General features: G+C 63.1%; 16 protein-coding genes and 1 tRNA gene. 5 read left to right on the forward strand and 12 right to left on the reverse strand.

Features of this window, described 5'->3' with window-relative positions:
• Positions 1 to 99: 99 nt before the first annotated feature.
• The 3 genes from RBB32_RS05690 to RBB32_RS05700 all read right to left on the reverse strand — a co-directional run bounded on the left by RBB32_RS05690 (position 100) and on the right by RBB32_RS05700 (position 3,838).
• Positions 100 to 1,995, reverse strand: a complete 1,896-nt coding sequence (locus RBB32_RS05690; RefSeq protein WP_306151727.1) for a peptidoglycan -binding protein — start codon at positions 1,993 to 1,995, stop codon at positions 100 to 102.
• 3 nt (positions 1,996 to 1,998) lie between these two features.
• Positions 1,999 to 3,237 carry a biopolymer transporter ExbB gene (locus RBB32_RS05695; protein ID WP_306151728.1) on the reverse strand — a complete coding sequence of 413 codons (1,239 nt, stop codon included), beginning with the start codon at positions 3,235 to 3,237 and terminating at the stop codon, positions 1,999 to 2,001.
• Positions 3,238 to 3,307: 70 nt separating this feature from the next.
• Positions 3,308 to 3,838 (reverse strand): gamma-glutamylcyclotransferase, encoded by a 531-nt coding sequence (locus RBB32_RS05700; RefSeq protein WP_306151729.1) that lies wholly within the window; start codon positions 3,836 to 3,838, stop codon positions 3,308 to 3,310.
• A 69-nt stretch (positions 3,839 to 3,907) separates the two neighbouring features.
• Between RBB32_RS05700 and RBB32_RS05705 the strand changes: the two genes are divergently transcribed.
• Entirely contained in the window at positions 3,908 to 4,915 is a 1,008-nt protein-coding gene (locus tag RBB32_RS05705) for a DUF2125 domain-containing protein (protein WP_306151730.1), read from the forward strand.
• A gap of 126 nt (positions 4,916 to 5,041) precedes the next feature.
• Here RBB32_RS05705 and RBB32_RS05710 read toward each other — a convergent pair whose 3' ends face one another.
• The 8 genes from RBB32_RS05710 to RBB32_RS05745 all read right to left on the reverse strand — a co-directional run bounded on the left by RBB32_RS05710 (position 5,042) and on the right by RBB32_RS05745 (position 12,771).
• Positions 5,042 to 5,647 carry an extensin family protein gene (locus RBB32_RS05710; RefSeq protein ID WP_306151731.1) on the reverse strand — a complete coding sequence of 202 codons (606 nt, stop codon included), beginning with the start codon at positions 5,645 to 5,647 and terminating at the stop codon, positions 5,042 to 5,044.
• A 3-nt stretch (positions 5,648 to 5,650) separates the two neighbouring features.
• Complete coding sequence (locus tag RBB32_RS05715; protein ID WP_306151732.1) at positions 5,651 to 6,574, reverse strand: prephenate/arogenate dehydrogenase family protein; 924 nt, start codon at positions 6,572 to 6,574, stop codon at positions 5,651 to 5,653.
• Entirely contained in the window at positions 6,571 to 7,656 is a 1,086-nt protein-coding gene (gene hisC, locus RBB32_RS05720; RefSeq protein ID WP_306151733.1) for a histidinol-phosphate transaminase, read from the reverse strand. The genes RBB32_RS05715 and hisC overlap by 4 nt, the downstream gene beginning before the upstream one ends.
• A 116-nt stretch (positions 7,657 to 7,772) precedes the next feature.
• On the reverse strand, positions 7,773 to 8,399 hold the full coding sequence (locus tag RBB32_RS05725) for a hypothetical protein (RefSeq protein ID WP_306151734.1): 627 nt from the start codon (positions 8,397 to 8,399) through the stop codon (positions 7,773 to 7,775).
• A 149-nt stretch (positions 8,400 to 8,548) separates the two neighbouring features.
• Positions 8,549 to 9,169 (reverse strand): 30S ribosomal protein S4, encoded by a 621-nt coding sequence (gene rpsD, locus RBB32_RS05730; RefSeq protein ID WP_306151735.1) that lies wholly within the window; start codon positions 9,167 to 9,169, stop codon positions 8,549 to 8,551.
• A 256-nt stretch (positions 9,170 to 9,425) separates the two neighbouring features.
• On the reverse strand, positions 9,426 to 10,490 hold the full coding sequence (locus tag RBB32_RS05735; RefSeq protein WP_306151736.1) for a Hint domain-containing protein: 1,065 nt from the start codon (positions 10,488 to 10,490) through the stop codon (positions 9,426 to 9,428).
• Positions 10,491 to 10,580: 90 nt separating this feature from the next.
• Positions 10,581 to 11,513, reverse strand: coding sequence for a lipid A-modifier LpxR family protein (locus tag RBB32_RS05740; RefSeq protein WP_306151737.1), 933 nt, complete (start codon positions 11,511 to 11,513; stop codon positions 10,581 to 10,583).
• A gap of 115 nt (positions 11,514 to 11,628) precedes the next feature.
• Complete coding sequence (locus tag RBB32_RS05745; RefSeq protein WP_306151738.1) at positions 11,629 to 12,771, reverse strand: Xaa-Pro peptidase family protein; 1,143 nt, start codon at positions 12,769 to 12,771, stop codon at positions 11,629 to 11,631.
• A gap of 140 nt (positions 12,772 to 12,911) precedes the next feature.
• On the opposite strand from RBB32_RS05745, the gene RBB32_RS05750 reads away from it, so the two are divergent.
• Positions 12,912 to 13,688 carry an arylmalonate decarboxylase gene (locus tag RBB32_RS05750; RefSeq protein ID WP_306151739.1) on the forward strand — a complete coding sequence of 259 codons (777 nt, stop codon included), beginning with the start codon at positions 12,912 to 12,914 and terminating at the stop codon, positions 13,686 to 13,688.
• 300 nt (positions 13,689 to 13,988) lie between these two features.
• On the forward strand, positions 13,989 to 14,174 hold the full coding sequence (locus tag RBB32_RS05755; RefSeq protein WP_306151740.1) for a hypothetical protein: 186 nt from the start codon (positions 13,989 to 13,991) through the stop codon (positions 14,172 to 14,174).
• 2 nt (positions 14,175 to 14,176) lie between these two features.
• Here RBB32_RS05755 and RBB32_RS05760 read toward each other — a convergent pair whose 3' ends face one another.
• Entirely contained in the window at positions 14,177 to 15,040 is an 864-nt protein-coding gene (locus RBB32_RS05760) for an N-formylglutamate amidohydrolase (protein ID WP_306151741.1), read from the reverse strand.
• A 146-nt stretch (positions 15,041 to 15,186) separates the two neighbouring features.
• Here RBB32_RS05760 and RBB32_RS05765 point away from each other — a divergent pair.
• Positions 15,187 to 15,261: transfer RNA gene (locus RBB32_RS05765), tRNA-Val, on the forward strand.
• A gap of 81 nt (positions 15,262 to 15,342) precedes the next feature.
• Positions 15,343 to 15,468: a type B 50S ribosomal protein L36 gene (gene ykgO / locus RBB32_RS05770; protein ID WP_008562923.1), complete on the forward strand. Its 126-nt coding sequence runs from the start codon at positions 15,343 to 15,345 to the stop codon at positions 15,466 to 15,468.
• Positions 15,469 to 15,689 lie beyond the last annotated feature (221 nt).

Here is a 15,689-nt window from a genome sequence, read left to right on the forward strand (position 1 = left end):
CCGCAAGGGCTTGCAAAGGGCGAATTATAACGCGGAAGGGCAAATGCCCTGATTATCGACAGTTGCCCAAAAGCCGCCGCGTCCAGGGCGCGGCGCAGGTTATTTCCCGGTGAATTTCAATTCGATCCGCCGGTTTTGCGCGCGGGCATCCGGCGTGTCGGCACCGTTCACCGGCTGGTACTGACCAAAGCCATTGGCCGAAAGCCGTTCGGGCGGCAGGCCAAGGAAGTTGATCATGTAGCGCACCACCGACAGGGCGCGCGCCTGGCTGAGTTCCCAGTTGTCGGCGAATTCCGCGCCGGCGCGCACCGGCACGTTATCGGTATGACCATCCACTTGCAGCACCCAGTCGATACCCTCGGGAATCTCGCTGATCACGTTGCGCAGGATGTCGGCCACCTTGGCGATTTCACGTTCCCCGCTGGTCGAAAGTTCGGCCTCGCCGGGGGCGAAAAGCACCTCGGAGGAAAAGACGAAACGGTCGCCGACGATGCGCACGCCTTCCTGCGCGCCCAGAAGGTCACGCAGGCGGCCAAAGAATTCCGAGCGGTATTTTTCGAGATTCTGGTTTTGCTCTTCCAGAAGCTTGGCGCGGGCGCGTTCCTCGGCGGCGACACGGGCAAGGGCGGCGTTGAGATCCCGGCCCAGTGATTGAATTTGGACATCCTGCGCCGCTTCGCGCGCCTTGGCATCGTCCAGCAGCGCCTGTAGCTGGCCCAGTTGGTCGCGCAGGGCCGAGACCTGACGGTTGAGCAGGGCCTGCTGTTTCTGGGCCTCGCTGGCGATTTCCTCTTGCTCGGCCAGTTCGGCGCGGGCTTGGGCCAGAAGGGCGGCGCGTTCCTCGGCCTCGGTCATTGTTTCGGCGGCTTGGGCTTCGGCAGCTTCCTTGGCGGCAAGGGCGCGGGTCAGCTGGGCGCGCACCTCCTCGGCCTCAAGGGCCTGGGTTTCGGCGATGGTGCTTTGCGCGACAACTTCGGCAAGGCGCGCCTTGGTGGCGTCCAGTTCGGCGCGCAGGGTTGCAAGATCGGCGTTGGCCTCGCTTGCGCCGGTTTCGGCCTTGCGCAACTCTTCCTCCAAAGCGGCGATGCGGGCGTCGCGGTCGGCAAGGCTTTGGCTGGTTTCCTCCTGGTCCAGAAGGGCGGCGGCCAGCCGGGTATCAAGATCCTCCTGCGCGTCGCGGGCGGCGGCCAGAAGGGTCAGGGTTTCCTCGGCGCGTTTGCGCTGTTCTTCCAGTGCCAGCGTCATCGCGGAGAGTTCGCTATCGGCGTTTTGCAGCTTTTCGCGCAGGGCTTCGGCGGCGGCGGCCTCGGCCAGGCGGGTCTTTTCGGCCTCGGAAAGCTCGGATTCGAGGGTTTCGATCTGGGCGGCCATCTCGTTTTGGGTCTCTTCCGAGGATTGGCGCAGATCGGCCACGAGGGCCTCAAGCGCCTCGCGGCGGGCGGCGGCAAGGCGGGCGGCCTCGGATTGGGCGTCGACCTCCTCGCGCAGGGAGGCAAGGGTAAGTTCCAGCGCCTCTTGCTCGGACAAAAGCGCGTCACGCTCGCCTTCCAGCTCGGCCACCTGGCCAAGGGCGGTGTCACGCTCGGACAACAGGCCCGCGACCTGTTCCTCGAAGCTGGCGATACGAGACTGTGCGGCGCTGAGGGCCTCGGCCTGCTGGGCGGTCTGGTTTTGCAATTGCGCGATCAGGGCGGCCTGTTGCTGTTCGCGTTCGCGGGCATCGCCAAGGGTGCTGGTCAATTCGCCCACCCGGTCGGTGAGCGTGGCGTTGCGATCCTGTTCCAGCCCGAGGGCCTGCGCCAGGGCGGCCACTTCGGCGGACAGTTCATCCAGTTTGCTGGCCTGCCCGGTGATGGTTTCGCGCAGGACGAATTGCACCACCATGAAGATCGTCAGCACGAACATCAGCACCAGCAGAAGGCCGGTCATCGCATCGACGAACCCGGGCCAGATCGAGGCTTGAAACCGTGTGCCTGTGCGCCGCGAAAGGGCCATGGATCAGCCCTCCTGCGTTGGGGGCGTATGGCGCGATGATTGCCCGGTGCCGCGGGCGCGTTGCGGGCCGCCGCCACGCGGCAAGGAGCGGATCGCGGAGGACAGCGCGGCAATATCGGTGCGCAACTCGGTCATGGTTTCCTGACGGCCGGCGCTGATTTCTTCGAGGATGCGCAGCATCTGCACGTCGATCGAGCGCAGGCGCATCCGGCTTTCGGCATCCAACCCGGCCTCGCCCGCGTGTTCGCCTTGGCGTTCCATCAGGTCGATCAGGCGCTCCTGCCCCTCGGCAACGCGGGTCAGCGCGTTGTTCACCGGGTTTGCGTCGCTCATCCGGTGGGTCAGGCGTTCGACGGAATCGGCCAGAACGCCCAGCTTCTCATCGACCATCGAGCGGCTGACATCCGATTGCGTCAGCATCATTTGCAGGCTTTCCATCTGCTCGGCCATGTAATCGACGACCGGGGCCATCGCCGCCGCCTCGCCCGAGGCGTCGCCATCGCTGCCGGCAAAGCCGACGCGGGTGATGGTGGACATCCATTCCTCAAGCTCGCGGTAGAACCGGTTTTGTCCGTGACCCGCGAAAAGCTCCAACAGCCCCACGACAAGCGACCCGGCCAAGCCCAGAAGCGAGGAGGCAAAGGCCACGCCCATGCCGCCAAGCTGTGCCTCAAGCCCGGTCATCAGGCGGTTGAACACCTCGACCCCGCCTTCGCCGTCTTGCGGTGCGAGGCTGCGGATGGTGTCGACCACGGCAGGCACGGTGGTTGCCAAGCCGTAAAAGGTGCCCAACAGCCCCAGGAAGATCAGCATGTTGACGATATAGCGGGTGATCTCGCGCGCCTCGTCGATCCTTTGGGCGACGGAATCGAGGATCGAGCGCGCCGAGGTCTGGGCGATCTGCAGCCGCTGTTTGCCGCGTTGCCGCAAAAGCGAGGCCAAGGGCGCCAGAAGCTGTGGCGCCTTGGTCATCTCGTGGCCCGGGGTTTCGGCGGCGAAACCTTCGATCCAGCGGACCGACCCGATCAGTTGAAAGACCTGCCAGAAACAGGCGACCACCCCGATCAGGAAGACAAAGACGATAAAGCCATTGAGATAGGGGTTTGCCTGAAAGACGGGCAGCACCCTTGGCAGCGCCAAGAAGGCCCCGAAACATGTCAGCCCCAGCACGATCAGCATCAGCATGATCTGGCGGAAGGGATGTGAAAACTTGGGCTCGACCTCACGGTCCGGCTGCGCCATTGGCACGGGCTCCCGGCGGTGGTTTTTTGTTGCGCCAACCCTACGCGTCAAAACTCCTCAAGCCAAGGTTTTATGCGCATAAATGCCGGACACGCGCGGCCAGCCAATCGAGTTCCGCATCACGAATGCCCAACTCGTGCAAATGGGCGGCAGTATTGTAAAGGTATTCGGTATTCGGGCCGCGCCCGCCGACGGCATTTGCGATGATCCGGGCCTGTTCCTCGAGGTCCAGACCACCGCAATATTGCACATGGTCGGCGTCGATCACATAGGTCACCGCCTCGACCACCCGGCCATCGGCCAGTTCGATATCCAGCATCCTTTCCAGATAGGCCGCCGAGACGAGTTCACGCTCGCGCAAATAGTCCAGGGTCGCCGCCTCCTCGCCCTTGGCCACTGAAAGCGCCACGCCGTGACAGCGCGCCCCTTCCATCGCATCGAGCGCCAGCACAAGGCCCGGGTCCTTTTCGGTGCCGCGATGGTGAATCGAGCGCATGCAAAAGCTACGGTGATAATCCGGCAAGGTGGCAATCACCCGCTCCGCGACATTGAACCCCGGATTCCACACCAAAGAGCCATAGCCGAAAACCCACATCGTCATTTTACTGTTCCTTGTGTCATAGAGGCCTTAAACACCAACCCGAGAGAGCAGAAAAGGGGGCCTGCGCCCATGCGTTTACTGGGGACACTTTTGATCGCGGTTGTCGCGCTCTGGTCGGGGTACTGGTTCATCGGATCAAGCGGCGTGCAATCGGGGTTTGCCACGTGGTTCGAGGAACGGCGCACCGAAGGTTGGGTGGCCGAATACAGCGACCTGACCGTGCAGGGCTTTCCCAGCCGTTTTGACACGGTGATCGCGGATCTGGCGCTGGCCGATCCCGACACCGGGCTGGCATGGGAGGCCCCGCGGTTCCAGATCAATGCGCTAAGCTATAACCCCGGGCATGTGATCGCCGTCTGGCCCGAGACACAATTGATCGCCACACCCATGGAAAAATACAATCTGGAAAGCCGCGACATGCGTGCCAGCGTGGTTGTGGGCGTCAATTCGCAGCTTCCGCTTGAGCGCAGCACCTTGACGGCGGAGGCTTTGGAAATCTCCCCCACCCGCCGGGACGAACCAACACGGGTTGCCGCCTTGAGCCTTGCGATTGAAACCGTGCCGGCCAGTGACGACCCGGTGTATCGTCTGGGCCTGCGGGCCGATGGGGTGGCGCCTTCGGTACCGGTGCGTGCGCGGCTGGATCCGCGCGGCAGCCTGCCCGAAACACTTGAGGCCTTGCAGGCCGACATGGTGGTGGAGTTCGACAAACCCTGGGATCGCAGCGCCATCGAAGAGGCCCGCCCGCAACCCCGCCGGGTCAAGGTGAAACTGGCGCAGGCGCGTTGGGGGCGGCTGGAGCTTCAGGCGGCAGGCGAGGTGACGGTGGACGCGCGCGGCGTGCCCACCGGCGAGATCACCGTGAAAGCGCGCAACTGGCGCGAAATTCTGGAATTGGCGGTGACGGCGGGGGCGATCCCGGAAGGCTTTGCCGGGACGCTGGAGGATGGGCTTTCCCTGCTGTCGCAGATGGCGGGCAACCCCAAGACGCTGGATATTCCGCTTGGTTTTCGCGGGGGCCGCGTGATGCTGGGGCCGGTGCCGATTGGCCCCGCGCCGGTCATTCGGTTGCGGTAGGGGATTGGGGGCTTTGCCCCCGACGTTGAAAATCACGATTTTCAACGCCTCCCCCAGGATATTTTTGAAAAGAAGAAAGCCGGAATGGCGGGATTGTAGGGTGCGCATTACTGCGCACCGCAGACCTCAGCGGCAATAGGGCCCATAGCCGTGTTCTGCCGTGTCGAAGTGAAAGTGATCCTGGTGGTGGCGGTCGGAATTCGGGCCGAGCACCGTGCCGAAGGGGCCGCAGGCGCTTTTGTGCAACTGGCGCAGGATGCGGCCCTTGTGGCCGCTGTTCCAGTCGCCGAGGACGGTGATGTCATCGCCGTCGCGCAACTGGATCGCGGCGATGTCGATGGCATTGCCCTTGGCGTGTTCCGACAGGCGCGCGCCGGGTTGGTGGTTACGGGTGCGGCAGGCGTAATGCGCCGCCACCTTGAGCCCGGAGACGCCGCCGCCCATCTTGCCGACGGCGGGGGTCAGGCCGGTATCGACCCAGCCCTTGAGGGTGCGCGCGGTGCGGCAGTTCATCAATGACGATTGGCTGAGCGTAATCCCGCCCACCGAGGTTACGCGCACCGCCGCGTCGATGCCGCAGGCCCCGTTTCCGGGCACCGATCCGACGACCACGCCCTTGATCGTGGGATCGCCGCAGACCGAGCCCTTGGAGGAAACGACCGGCTTTTCCGAGCCTCCGCCAATCAGGGAACATCCCATTAGAATCAAGGGGATAAGGAAAGCTACACGCATGGATCAGCCCTTTTTCACACGTCCGAAATCAGGGGCATCGGTATCCTGCCCCGCCTCGATGATACCGCGCCGGATGGCGCGCGTGCGGGTAAAGTAATCGAACAGGTGGTCGCCGTCACCCGTGCGGATGGCACGTTGCAGGGCAAAGAGTTCCTCGGTGAAGCGCCCGAGGATTTCCAGCGTCGCCTCCCTGTTGGTCAGGAAGACGTCGCGCCACATGGTGGGGTCGCTGGCGGCGATGCGGGTGAAGTCGCGAAAGCCCGCGGCGGAGTACTTGATCACCTCGCTGTCGGTCACGCGGCGCAGGTCATCGGCCACGCCGACCATCGTGTAGGCGATCAGGTGCGGCGCGTGGGAGGTGACGGCAAGCACGAGGTCATGGTGTTCGGCGTCCATCTCATCGGTGAGTGCGCCCATGCCCTGCCAAAGCTGCTCGACCCGCTCCACCGCCGCGCGGTCGCTGCCCTCGACCGGGACGATCAGGGACCAGCGGTTTTCGAAAAGTTCGGCAAAGCCCGAGGTGGGGCCGGAATGTTCGGTACCCGCCAGCGGGTGGGCGGGAACGAAATGCACGCCTTCGGGCAGATGCGGGCCGACGGCCTCGATCACCGCTTTCTTGACCGAACCGACATCGGACACCGTGGCGCCGGGTTTCAGGGCCGGGGCAATCTCGGAGGCGACACCGCCCATAGCCCCCACCGGGACGCAAAGCACCACCAGATCGGCGCCTTCCACGGCGTCAAGCGCGCTGTCGCAGACGCGATCACACAGGCCGATCTCGCGCGCCGTGGCGCGGGTTTCCTGGGAACGGGCAAAGCCCGTGACCTCACCGGCCAGCCCATGTCGCTTCATCGCCCAGTACATCGACGAGGCAATGAGGCCCAGACCGATCAGCGCGACGCGTTTGTATATCGGTGCGCCGCTCATCTTGCGTTGCCCATGAACTGACCCACCGCGTGGGCCACGCGGCGGCAGCTTGCCTCGTCGCCCACAGTGATCCGCAGGCAATGGGGCAGGTTGTAGCCCGCCACCGGCCGCACGATCAGGCCTTCGGACTTGAGGTGGGCGTCACAGCCTTCGGCCTCTTCGCGGCTGGCAAAGCGGGCAAGGATGAAATTCGCGGTCGAGGTGTCCGAGGGCACGCCGTGTTCGGCCAGGGCCTCGGCCAGCCATGCGCGCAGGCGGGTGTTGTCCTCGCGGCACTTGGTGGCCCATGACTCATCGCGCACCGCCGCTTCGGCGGTGACGAGGGCCGCTTGGGAAAGGTTGAAGGGGCCGCGCATGCGGTTCAGAACATCGACGACATGCTGCGGGCCATAGCCCCAGCCGACGCGCAAACCGCCCAGCCCGTAAAGCTTGGAAAAGGTGCGGGTCATGACCACGTTCTCGCGACTGTCCACAAGACCCGCGCCGCCATCGTAGCCTTCGACATATTCGGCATAGGCCCCATCAAGGACCAAAAGCACGTGATCGGGCAGGTTTTCGGCCAGACGCGCGACCTCGCCCTCTCCGATCATTGTGCCGGTGGGGTTGTTGGGGTTGGCGATGAAGACCAGCTTGGTGTTCTTGTTACAGGCGGCAAGGATCGCGTCCACATCGGTGACGCGCTCGCGCTCGGGCACTTCGACGGGCGTGGCGCCATTGGCCTTGGCGCTGATCTTGTACATGGCAAAGCCGTGTTCGGTGTGGATCACCTCGTCGCCCGGGCCGGCGTAGGCCTGGCACAGGAAGGCGATGATCTCGTCGCTGCCCACGCCGCAAACCACGCGCGCCGGGTCAAGCCCATGCACCTCGCCAATCGCCTCGCGCAGGGCGCGGTGGTCGGTGGGGGGGTAGCGGTGCAGGTCATAGGCGGCCTTGCGGAACGCCTCCTTCGCGGCCTCGCTGGGGCCGAAAGGGTTTTCATTCGAGCTGAGTTTCACCACGTTCGAAAGGCCCGCCACGTGGCTGGCCCCGCCTTGGTAAAGCTCAATATCCATGATCCCCGGCTGGGGTGTGATCTTGGTCATGTGGACATCTCCCTTGGCGAGGTTCTAGCCCTGCCCCTTGGCCTTGACCAGAAGCAAAAACCTATGGCTGATAATGTGTCGCCTTGCTGCATCCATTGGGTGGCTCGACACCCTGATCAATCGTGAGGCAGATTGGATTTAATCATCTCAAGCAGCTCAGCGGCATTCGGAACTTGCTCGAACGCGACTGGCACGGTGATCTTCCCCCAATGAACCGGTTGACCGAGATGCGATAGCCCAAATCCAAATGGATTAAGCTCCTGTTGATCCATCAACGCCCCTATTTTCAGGGATGGGTGGGGCCGGGTCAAAAGGACTTCATACGGGTAGGTCGCGGAATGCGCATTCGACACCACGTAAAGCCGGATGCCAGCGTGCCAGTTGCGCCCACGGCGACAAACAATGGAGCGTTTATTGGTCACAAAATAGACCAAGGTACAAAGAACAGTTTGCCTTTCATGGGCCGACCACATCGCGGCAAATATGAAAGCAAGGGACGCCGCGCCATACACCCATATGGCATCAACCCGCCCGAAGAGCGCCTTATCCGGGATGAAAGGCAAGGTACTCCACATTGCCAGGGCTCCGAATACCATCGAGATAAGGAGAGTCCGCTCGGTGCCGATAGGCTGAAAGAACCGGCGTCCATATTCGGGCCGTCCTGTCCAGACCACGCGTTCATCGGCATCCAGAATGGTGTTAAGCTCACCATGCGGAAAAACGTCGATTGAAACACCACTCATTCTGCAAAACATCCATTAACCGAAGCACAGACCAGACGTGCCACAAATCCGTAAGCAACTACGTCGTTTATACTACATCCCCAACACCAAAAAGAAAAAGCCGCGGCGGGTTTCCCCGTCGCGGCCTTGGATCCTGTGGCGCAGAGGTCTTAGTTCTGCGCGTAGAATTCGATGACGAGGTTCGGTTCCATCTGCACGGGATAAGGCACATCGCCCAGACCCGGGGTGCGAACGAATTTCGCGGTCATTTTCGAATGGTCGGCCTCGATATAGTCGGGCACGTCACGCTCGGGCAGTTGGGTGGCTTCGAGAAGCGCGGTCATCTGCTTGGAACGGTCGCGGACCTCGACAACGTCGCCCTCTTTCACACGGTAGGAGGGGATGTTGACCTTCTTGCCGTTCACACGGACATGGCCGTGGTTCACGAATTGACGGGCGGCAAAGACGGTGGCCACGAACTTGGCACGGTAAACAACCGCGTCCAGGCGGCTTTCCAGCAGGCCGATCAGTTGCTCACCGGTGTCGCCGCGCAGACGCTCGGCCTCGGCAAAGATGCGGCGGAACTGTTTTTCCGTCAGGTCGCCGTAGTAGCCTTTCAGCTTCTGCTTGGCACGAAGCTGCAGGCCGAAGTCGGACATCTTGCCCTTGCGGCGCTGACCGTGTTGGCCGGGGCCGTATTCACGGCGGTTGACGGGGGATTTCGGACGACCCCAGATGTTTTCGCCCATCCGGCGGTCAATCTTGTACTTGGCAGACGTGCGTTTGGTCACGGCTGATCTCCTTTATGGTGGCAGTTCAGCTTGATCCGAAAACCGGTTCCCACTTTTCGGGCTGAAATCGCGTTTCAGCTTGAACCATGGGGCCGTCAGGCGGATCGCCTCGTGCCGTTGCTAAAGGGCGTTGTCCTTTGGTCTTACCCGGTTGCCCGGCGCCCGACAGGCATCCCCTTGCGGGGGCCGCCAACACCAATGAAGCCGCGCTTATACGCGCGTCATGTGCAGAGTCAACCGCACAAATGCCACTGTCTCAGGCCGCGTCGTGCAGCAGGATGGCCGCCTCGGAACTGTTCAGGCTGCGCCGTGCGAAACTGCCGTAGGTATGCGGCTCGGATTCTAGGTGCGGGTTGAGGCCCAGAAGCCTTGCGCGATCCTCGTCCGCCAGGGTGGCCAAGGATGTGCTGGCGGGGTGGAAGCTTTCGGTTTCCACGCCATTGGCCCAAAGCACCTGGTGGCGCGGGAGCATGAGGTGGATATAGGTCACCTCGCGCAGGGCGGCATCCACCGTTACCGTGGACTGGTTCACCAGATCGCGGGCGGTGACCAGAACCTCGGGCGTGTTGAACAGCGCGCGGGCCTCGTCACCGTCCAGAAGCATGCGGTGACTGGGCGAGACCAGCAGTTCCTCGTCCGGGCGGTCGCCGCCAAAGGCCCCGGCCTTGATCCGGATGGGCCGCAGGTAGGGCATGGCAAAGAGCCGCGCACCACTCATCCGGCGGCTGCCGATCCACTGGATTTCCTCGGCCCCGTTGTCCTTGGTTTGCACCATGTCGCCTTCGCGCAGGTCCTCGACAAGGCGCGGCCCGTCGGGGGTATGGATGCGCGTGCCGAGGGTAAAACAGATCACCCCGCCGGTTTCCGGCCCGGTCGAGGGATGCCGCAACCCTTCCAGCGATTGGTGCACCACCCACATTTCCGTATCGCGCGGAGGGATTTCATCCACGAACAGCAAAAGCGGCGGTGCCCCGCCGCCCACTTCGATCAAGGTTACGGTGAAGCTGCGCGCGCCGTCGGTGACAACGAAACCGCTGTCCATCAAAGGCTCGTTCACCTCGACGCTGTGAATATCCTTGGTGTTGGTTCGCGCCGCCCCCACGAGGCGCCGCACAAGTCGTGCCGCCCGTTTGCGGCAATTTGTTTCGTCGTCTGCCCGTTCCAGTCGCAGGACCTCGCTGGGTCCGTCGACGCGTACTGCATCGCCACGCCAAGACCACGCGGCCCCCACACTGAGTGCTTGTACGGGGCCGGATTCGAGTCCGTCCACTTCCGTCTGCGACCAGGAGATGACAAACGCGCCACGAAAGCCCGTCTTCATTACCCGTATGCCTGCCTATTTTATTTTTTTATTAACCAATAATTTAACAAAAACGAATCACCCTGAGAAGCCCTCAAGAATCACTTTTGGTTAGAATTTCAGGTCTAAACGTATAGATCCTACAACCTGTGATTGGCGTTGGGCCTTGAATTCCTTGTCAAGCCACGTCACGCCATAGAACAGCTTGCTGCCCCCGGCCCCCTCCCAATGGACGCCCGCACGCAGGCGGTTGCGCGTATCGGTCAGGCGATAGCCACGGGATGAGGGCAGGAAGATACTGTCGGCCACATAGGCCAGGTCGCCGCCCAGAACGAATTTCAGGCCCTCGGTTTCATCGTCAATCCCCTTGTAGAGGTGCCCGGTCACCGGCTCGCGCAGCATCAGCCCCCCTGCCCCGAGGCCGTCGAACATCACGTCCGCCCCGGCGCGCAGCATGGACTCGGCCCCAAGCCGCGCTTCGACAAAGGGGCGCAGGGCGGTGCCGCCCGATCCAAGCCGATAGGTCCGGCCCAGTTCCATCACCGCCGTGGCGTGAACATCGTTGCCGATCTGCGCCGCCTTGGTGGCGGGCGCAGGGTCCAGCCCGCCCAGCGCATCGTGCAGCGCCTCCTGCACCGTATCCAGGCCCAGTTGCGGCCCCGTCACCGTCACATCAGCGCCCAGCGCCACCTCGGAGGCCCCCGCCATGAAATGGCTGTGCAGGCCCATGGTCAGCATCTGCGCATAGGGCCGGTCGCCCGCGGCGGGGGCGGCAAGGTTTTCCGGCCCCATGATTTCGGCGTTGAAGCGCAATTCCAGCATCCGGCCGAAGGCATCGGGGCGCTGCCCCTGCCATTCCGGCCCCCAAAGATAACTGAGCGCAATCGAGCCTGTGCGCCACCTGTCATAGCCATCGCCGATCACGTCATTGGTGATCAGGCGGCCATGGCCCAGATACCCGCGCCCCTCGGCCTGTGCGGAGTTTACGGCAAAGCCGGCCAAGGCAAGGGCCGTGGCCAGCACGGCGGCGAAAAGGCGCGTCATTGTAATCCATCCCGAATTCATCGCCCCCCGGCACAGGCCGGGATACCATCCTGCCGGGGATCTGACCAGTTGGCAGATGACACTCGCCTGCCGGGTGTGTCCGGTTTGCGCCGCTTCAGGCGATATGCGGGCCGGTCGGCGTGGTGGTCAGGCATTCCGCCCCGTCCGGCCCCAAAAGCACGGTGTTGGAAACAAAGAAATTGCCGCGCCCGGTTTCGGTGAACCATGACATCAGGTGGAAGGTCATGCCCGCTTCCATCAGCAGATCGGAATCATGCCGCAGGCCGGTCACCCGTGGCCCACCCGTCCACGAGGGCGGAAAGCCGATGCCCACCAGGTAGCCGCAGTGATGGCGGCGATACTCGGGCATGCCTGCCGCATCCACCACCGCCTGCCAGCCGTTGTAAACATCCTTGGCCGTGACCCCTGGCTTGAGCGCCGCCAGCGTGGCGGCAAAGGCGCGTTGCGCAAGATCGGCCATCTCGGCGTCCTCATCGGAGATTCCGCCGATATTCACCAGCCGCCCCATGGGCGCGTTATAGCGCGCGACACATCCGGCGATTTCCAGGAACACCGCCTCGCGATGCACCCCCTCGCCCCAGCTTGTGTGCTCTTCGGCCATCCGCGCGGCGGGGCGCAGGAAGGGGCCAAAGCCGGGCGGCGTTCCGCCCGCGCGGGTCATGGCGGAGAGGCATTCGGCAGCCACATCGGCCTCGGCCGCGCCATCGTGCACGGCGGCAATCGCGGCTTGCGTGCCTGCATCGGCGGCCTTGGCCGCGCGCCGCATGAAGCCCTGCTCCTCGGGCGATTTGACCAGCCGCAGGTGATCGACCATGCCGGTGATGTCCTGCCACGCGCCCACCTCAAGCCCCGCCTTGATCCGTGCGCCCATGCCATAGGCAAGGCCCGGGGACATTTCCTCGACCCCCACGGTCTTGCCCGCCGCCCTGCCCGCCATATGGCGCAGCAAAACGTCTGCGGCAGACTCGGAATCGCTGTGGCCCAGGAAGGCGGCATTGCGCACCATGTTGCGAATGGCCACGTGCTCCATCTGTCGTGTGATCAGGGTCATATCGCCCGTCGCCGGTACGATCAGGACATGCGGCGCGAAATACCCCCAGTGGTCCAGCCCGATCAGGTAAAAGATATTCTCGGGCGAGGACAAAAGCGCGATATCAACGCCCCTTTCCGCCATGGCCTTGCGCGTCGCGGCGAGGCGGCGATCCAATTCGGCGTCACAGAACGGGTTGCTGTGCATGCTGCTGATCCTTCCTGTTTCGCGGGAAATGGTCGGCGGGGGCCTGCGGCAGACCTGTCCTGATTGCGCCTTTTCCCGGCCACTTCGCGACAAAGTACAAGCGCATTTACAAATGGCTTCACCCGTCGGAATATAGCCCCATGGCCAAGGATCTTGATCAGGCAGAACGCGAGGCCATCCTCGCACAGCCACGCTTTGACGACGGGTTGAACGCCCGCGCCAAGATCGGCTTTGTCCTCATTCCCAACGAACAGACCACCGAGGCCGAGATGACGCGCCTCGTGCCCGAAGGTGTCGGCACCTATTTTTCCCGCGTGGTCATGCCGCGCGAGATTTCCACCGAAAGCTTGGGCCAGGTGCGCGGGTCGCTGGCCGAAACGGCGGCCCGTATCCTGCCCGACGATGGGCTGGACGTGGTGGCCTATGCCTGCACCTCTGGCACCGTGGCCTTGGGCGAGGATGTCACCCACGCCGAACTTGCCCGCGCGGTGCCGGGGGCCAAACCCACTTCGCTTGCGGGGGCGGTGCGCAAGGCGCTTTCGGCGATGGGGGTCAAGCGGTTGGTCCTTGGCAGCCCCTATATCCCCGAGTTGAACGCCAACGTGGTGCGCTATCTCGAAGGGGCCGGGTTCGAGGTGCTGGCCGCCCATGGCATGGGCTTGCATTACGACACCGAGATGACCCGCGTAGCACCCGATTACATCGCCGATTACGCCCGCGCCATCGACCGCGCAGAGGCCGACGCCGTACTGCTGAGTTGCGGTGCCCTGCGCAGTATCGAGGTGGTGGACCGTATCGAGCAGGATCTGGGCAAGCCGGTGATCTGCTCCAATCAGGCCCTTCTCTGGGATTGCCTGCGGCTGGCCGGGATAGGTGATGCCCTACCCGGTTTGGGGCGGCTCTTTCGGGAACATTGACCGGCCCCCGGGGTGCGCGGGGCATGTTTGGTCATGAGGGAGAATTTTTAGCTTCATCCCGCCTTGTTTGCTCCGCAAGGGGTGTTCGACCACCCGGCGCTTTGAGCAAGGTGGAGGCCCTGCTGAAGGCGACCCACGGCAAGCGGCGCAGGCATCAAGGCAAGATATGTCGGATACCCGGCGTCCTCACCATTCTCACCGTGCAAACAGGGGGGTTCGCCGCGGTCTCGCTTCAGAACTCATTGCCTTTGTCAGCCACTTCATGGCCCCATCGCGCTCACCTTCGCGCGCCAGGACGAGGTGTTCACAAAACTCCTCGAAGATGCGCCTTTCCGCAAAGACATCTCCGCCGGGCTTCTGGGCGAAGGCATACAGGCCTTCGCCATTCAGGCCCTCGCCCTGGACTTCTGCACGATCAACAATGAAATGCCCTTGGAAGACCGGCTGTCGGTTTATCTGGAGGCTTGGTTACTGCCCCAAACCTGATGTCATTCGGCCGCGAGGGGCGTCGATTTCGGGCTGCCGATCTGGACCAATTCCGCGATCACCCCTTCCAGCAATCGCTTGAAGCCTTCGAAATTGCCGTTCGGGCGGATCAACTGCTCGTTCATGTAAAGCGCCCTGTCAATCTCGATCTGCACGGCATGGCGACCGCGCGAGGGGCGGCCATAACGCTGCGTGATATAGGCACCGGCAAAGGGCGTGTTACGCACCACGATAAGCCCCGCCGCCTGAAAGGCCGCCTCGATCCGGCTGACCACCTCGTCACTGGCCGAGGCGCCGAAACGATCGCCCAAGACCACTTCGGGCCGCCTGGCCCCCATGCGCACCACCGAATCCATCGCCTCGTGCGGCATCGAATGACAATCCAGAAGAACCGACTGCCCAAAAATCGTTTGCGCCTGATCCAGTTGCCCGGCCAAGGCCTCGTGGTAGGGCCGCCAATAGGTGTCAATACGCCGCTCGGCCTCGGCGCGTTGCAGTTTGCCGGTATAAATCGCGCGACCGTTGGCCACGACGCGCGGGATCACCCCCAGCCCCGAGGCAACGCGCGGATTATGCCGTAACTTGCCAACCCCTTCGATCAGTGCCGGGTCCAGTTCATCGGCGCTCCGGTTCAAATCCACGTAAGCGCGCGGCGCTCCTGCCTTCAGCAAAGGCGCACCGAAACGGGGCGCCGCCTCAAACAGGTCATCCACGAAAGCATCTTCCGATGACCGCACCTGGTGCTGATCAAGGGCCGTCTTGCGCAGGAAAGACCATGGATAATCCCGCCCGCTGTGGGGCGAGGCAAAGACCACGCTGGTGGTCCGTCGCTCGGGGTGCGTCAGATGAAATGCGGCCTTTGGCATCCGTCCCTCCTGTTGCATTGCATCATAGACTGAAAATGTGTTTCTAAAAGCCCTTGATCCCCCCGCCGACTCCTTTTATAGACCCGGCCTACTGGCGCGGGATTCCGCGCCCCTATTCGTTGGGGCGGATCCGCAAAGGTATTCATGGGCGATTAGCTCAGCGGTAGAGCACTTCGTTGACATCGAAGGGGTCACTAGTTCGAACCTAGTATCGCCCACCATGAATTCACTGTTTCGCCTCTCGCGCGGAACGCCCGTAACCCCAGGCGCTGGCCCGCGCCGCGACAAAGTAGGAGAAGACCATGAAGGTCAAGAACTCGCTCCGCTCGCTGAAGAACCGGCACCGTGACTGCCGGGTCGTGCGCCGCAAAGGCCGCGTCTATGTCATCAACAAGACTCAGCGTCGGTTCAAAGCCCGTCAGGGCTGATCCGGACGGATCCGAATTTCAAGGCCTCGCCACCCGGCGGGGCCTTTTCTTTTGGCGATGATAACGTGATCGCCCGCAACTCCGAACAGCAATCAGACGGTATTGCCGATTCCGTACTTGCGCGACGCGCTGCGCCGACCGTACCTTGACAACATGGAGCCATCACAGGGACGCGTCATGTATTTGCGGGCCTCAGCCATCCCCGCAACACTTGTCGCCAC

This window comes from Roseovarius sp. MMSF_3281 (genome assembly GCF_030733685.1).
Taxonomy (GTDB): Bacteria; Pseudomonadota; Alphaproteobacteria; order Rhodobacterales; family Rhodobacteraceae; genus Roseovarius.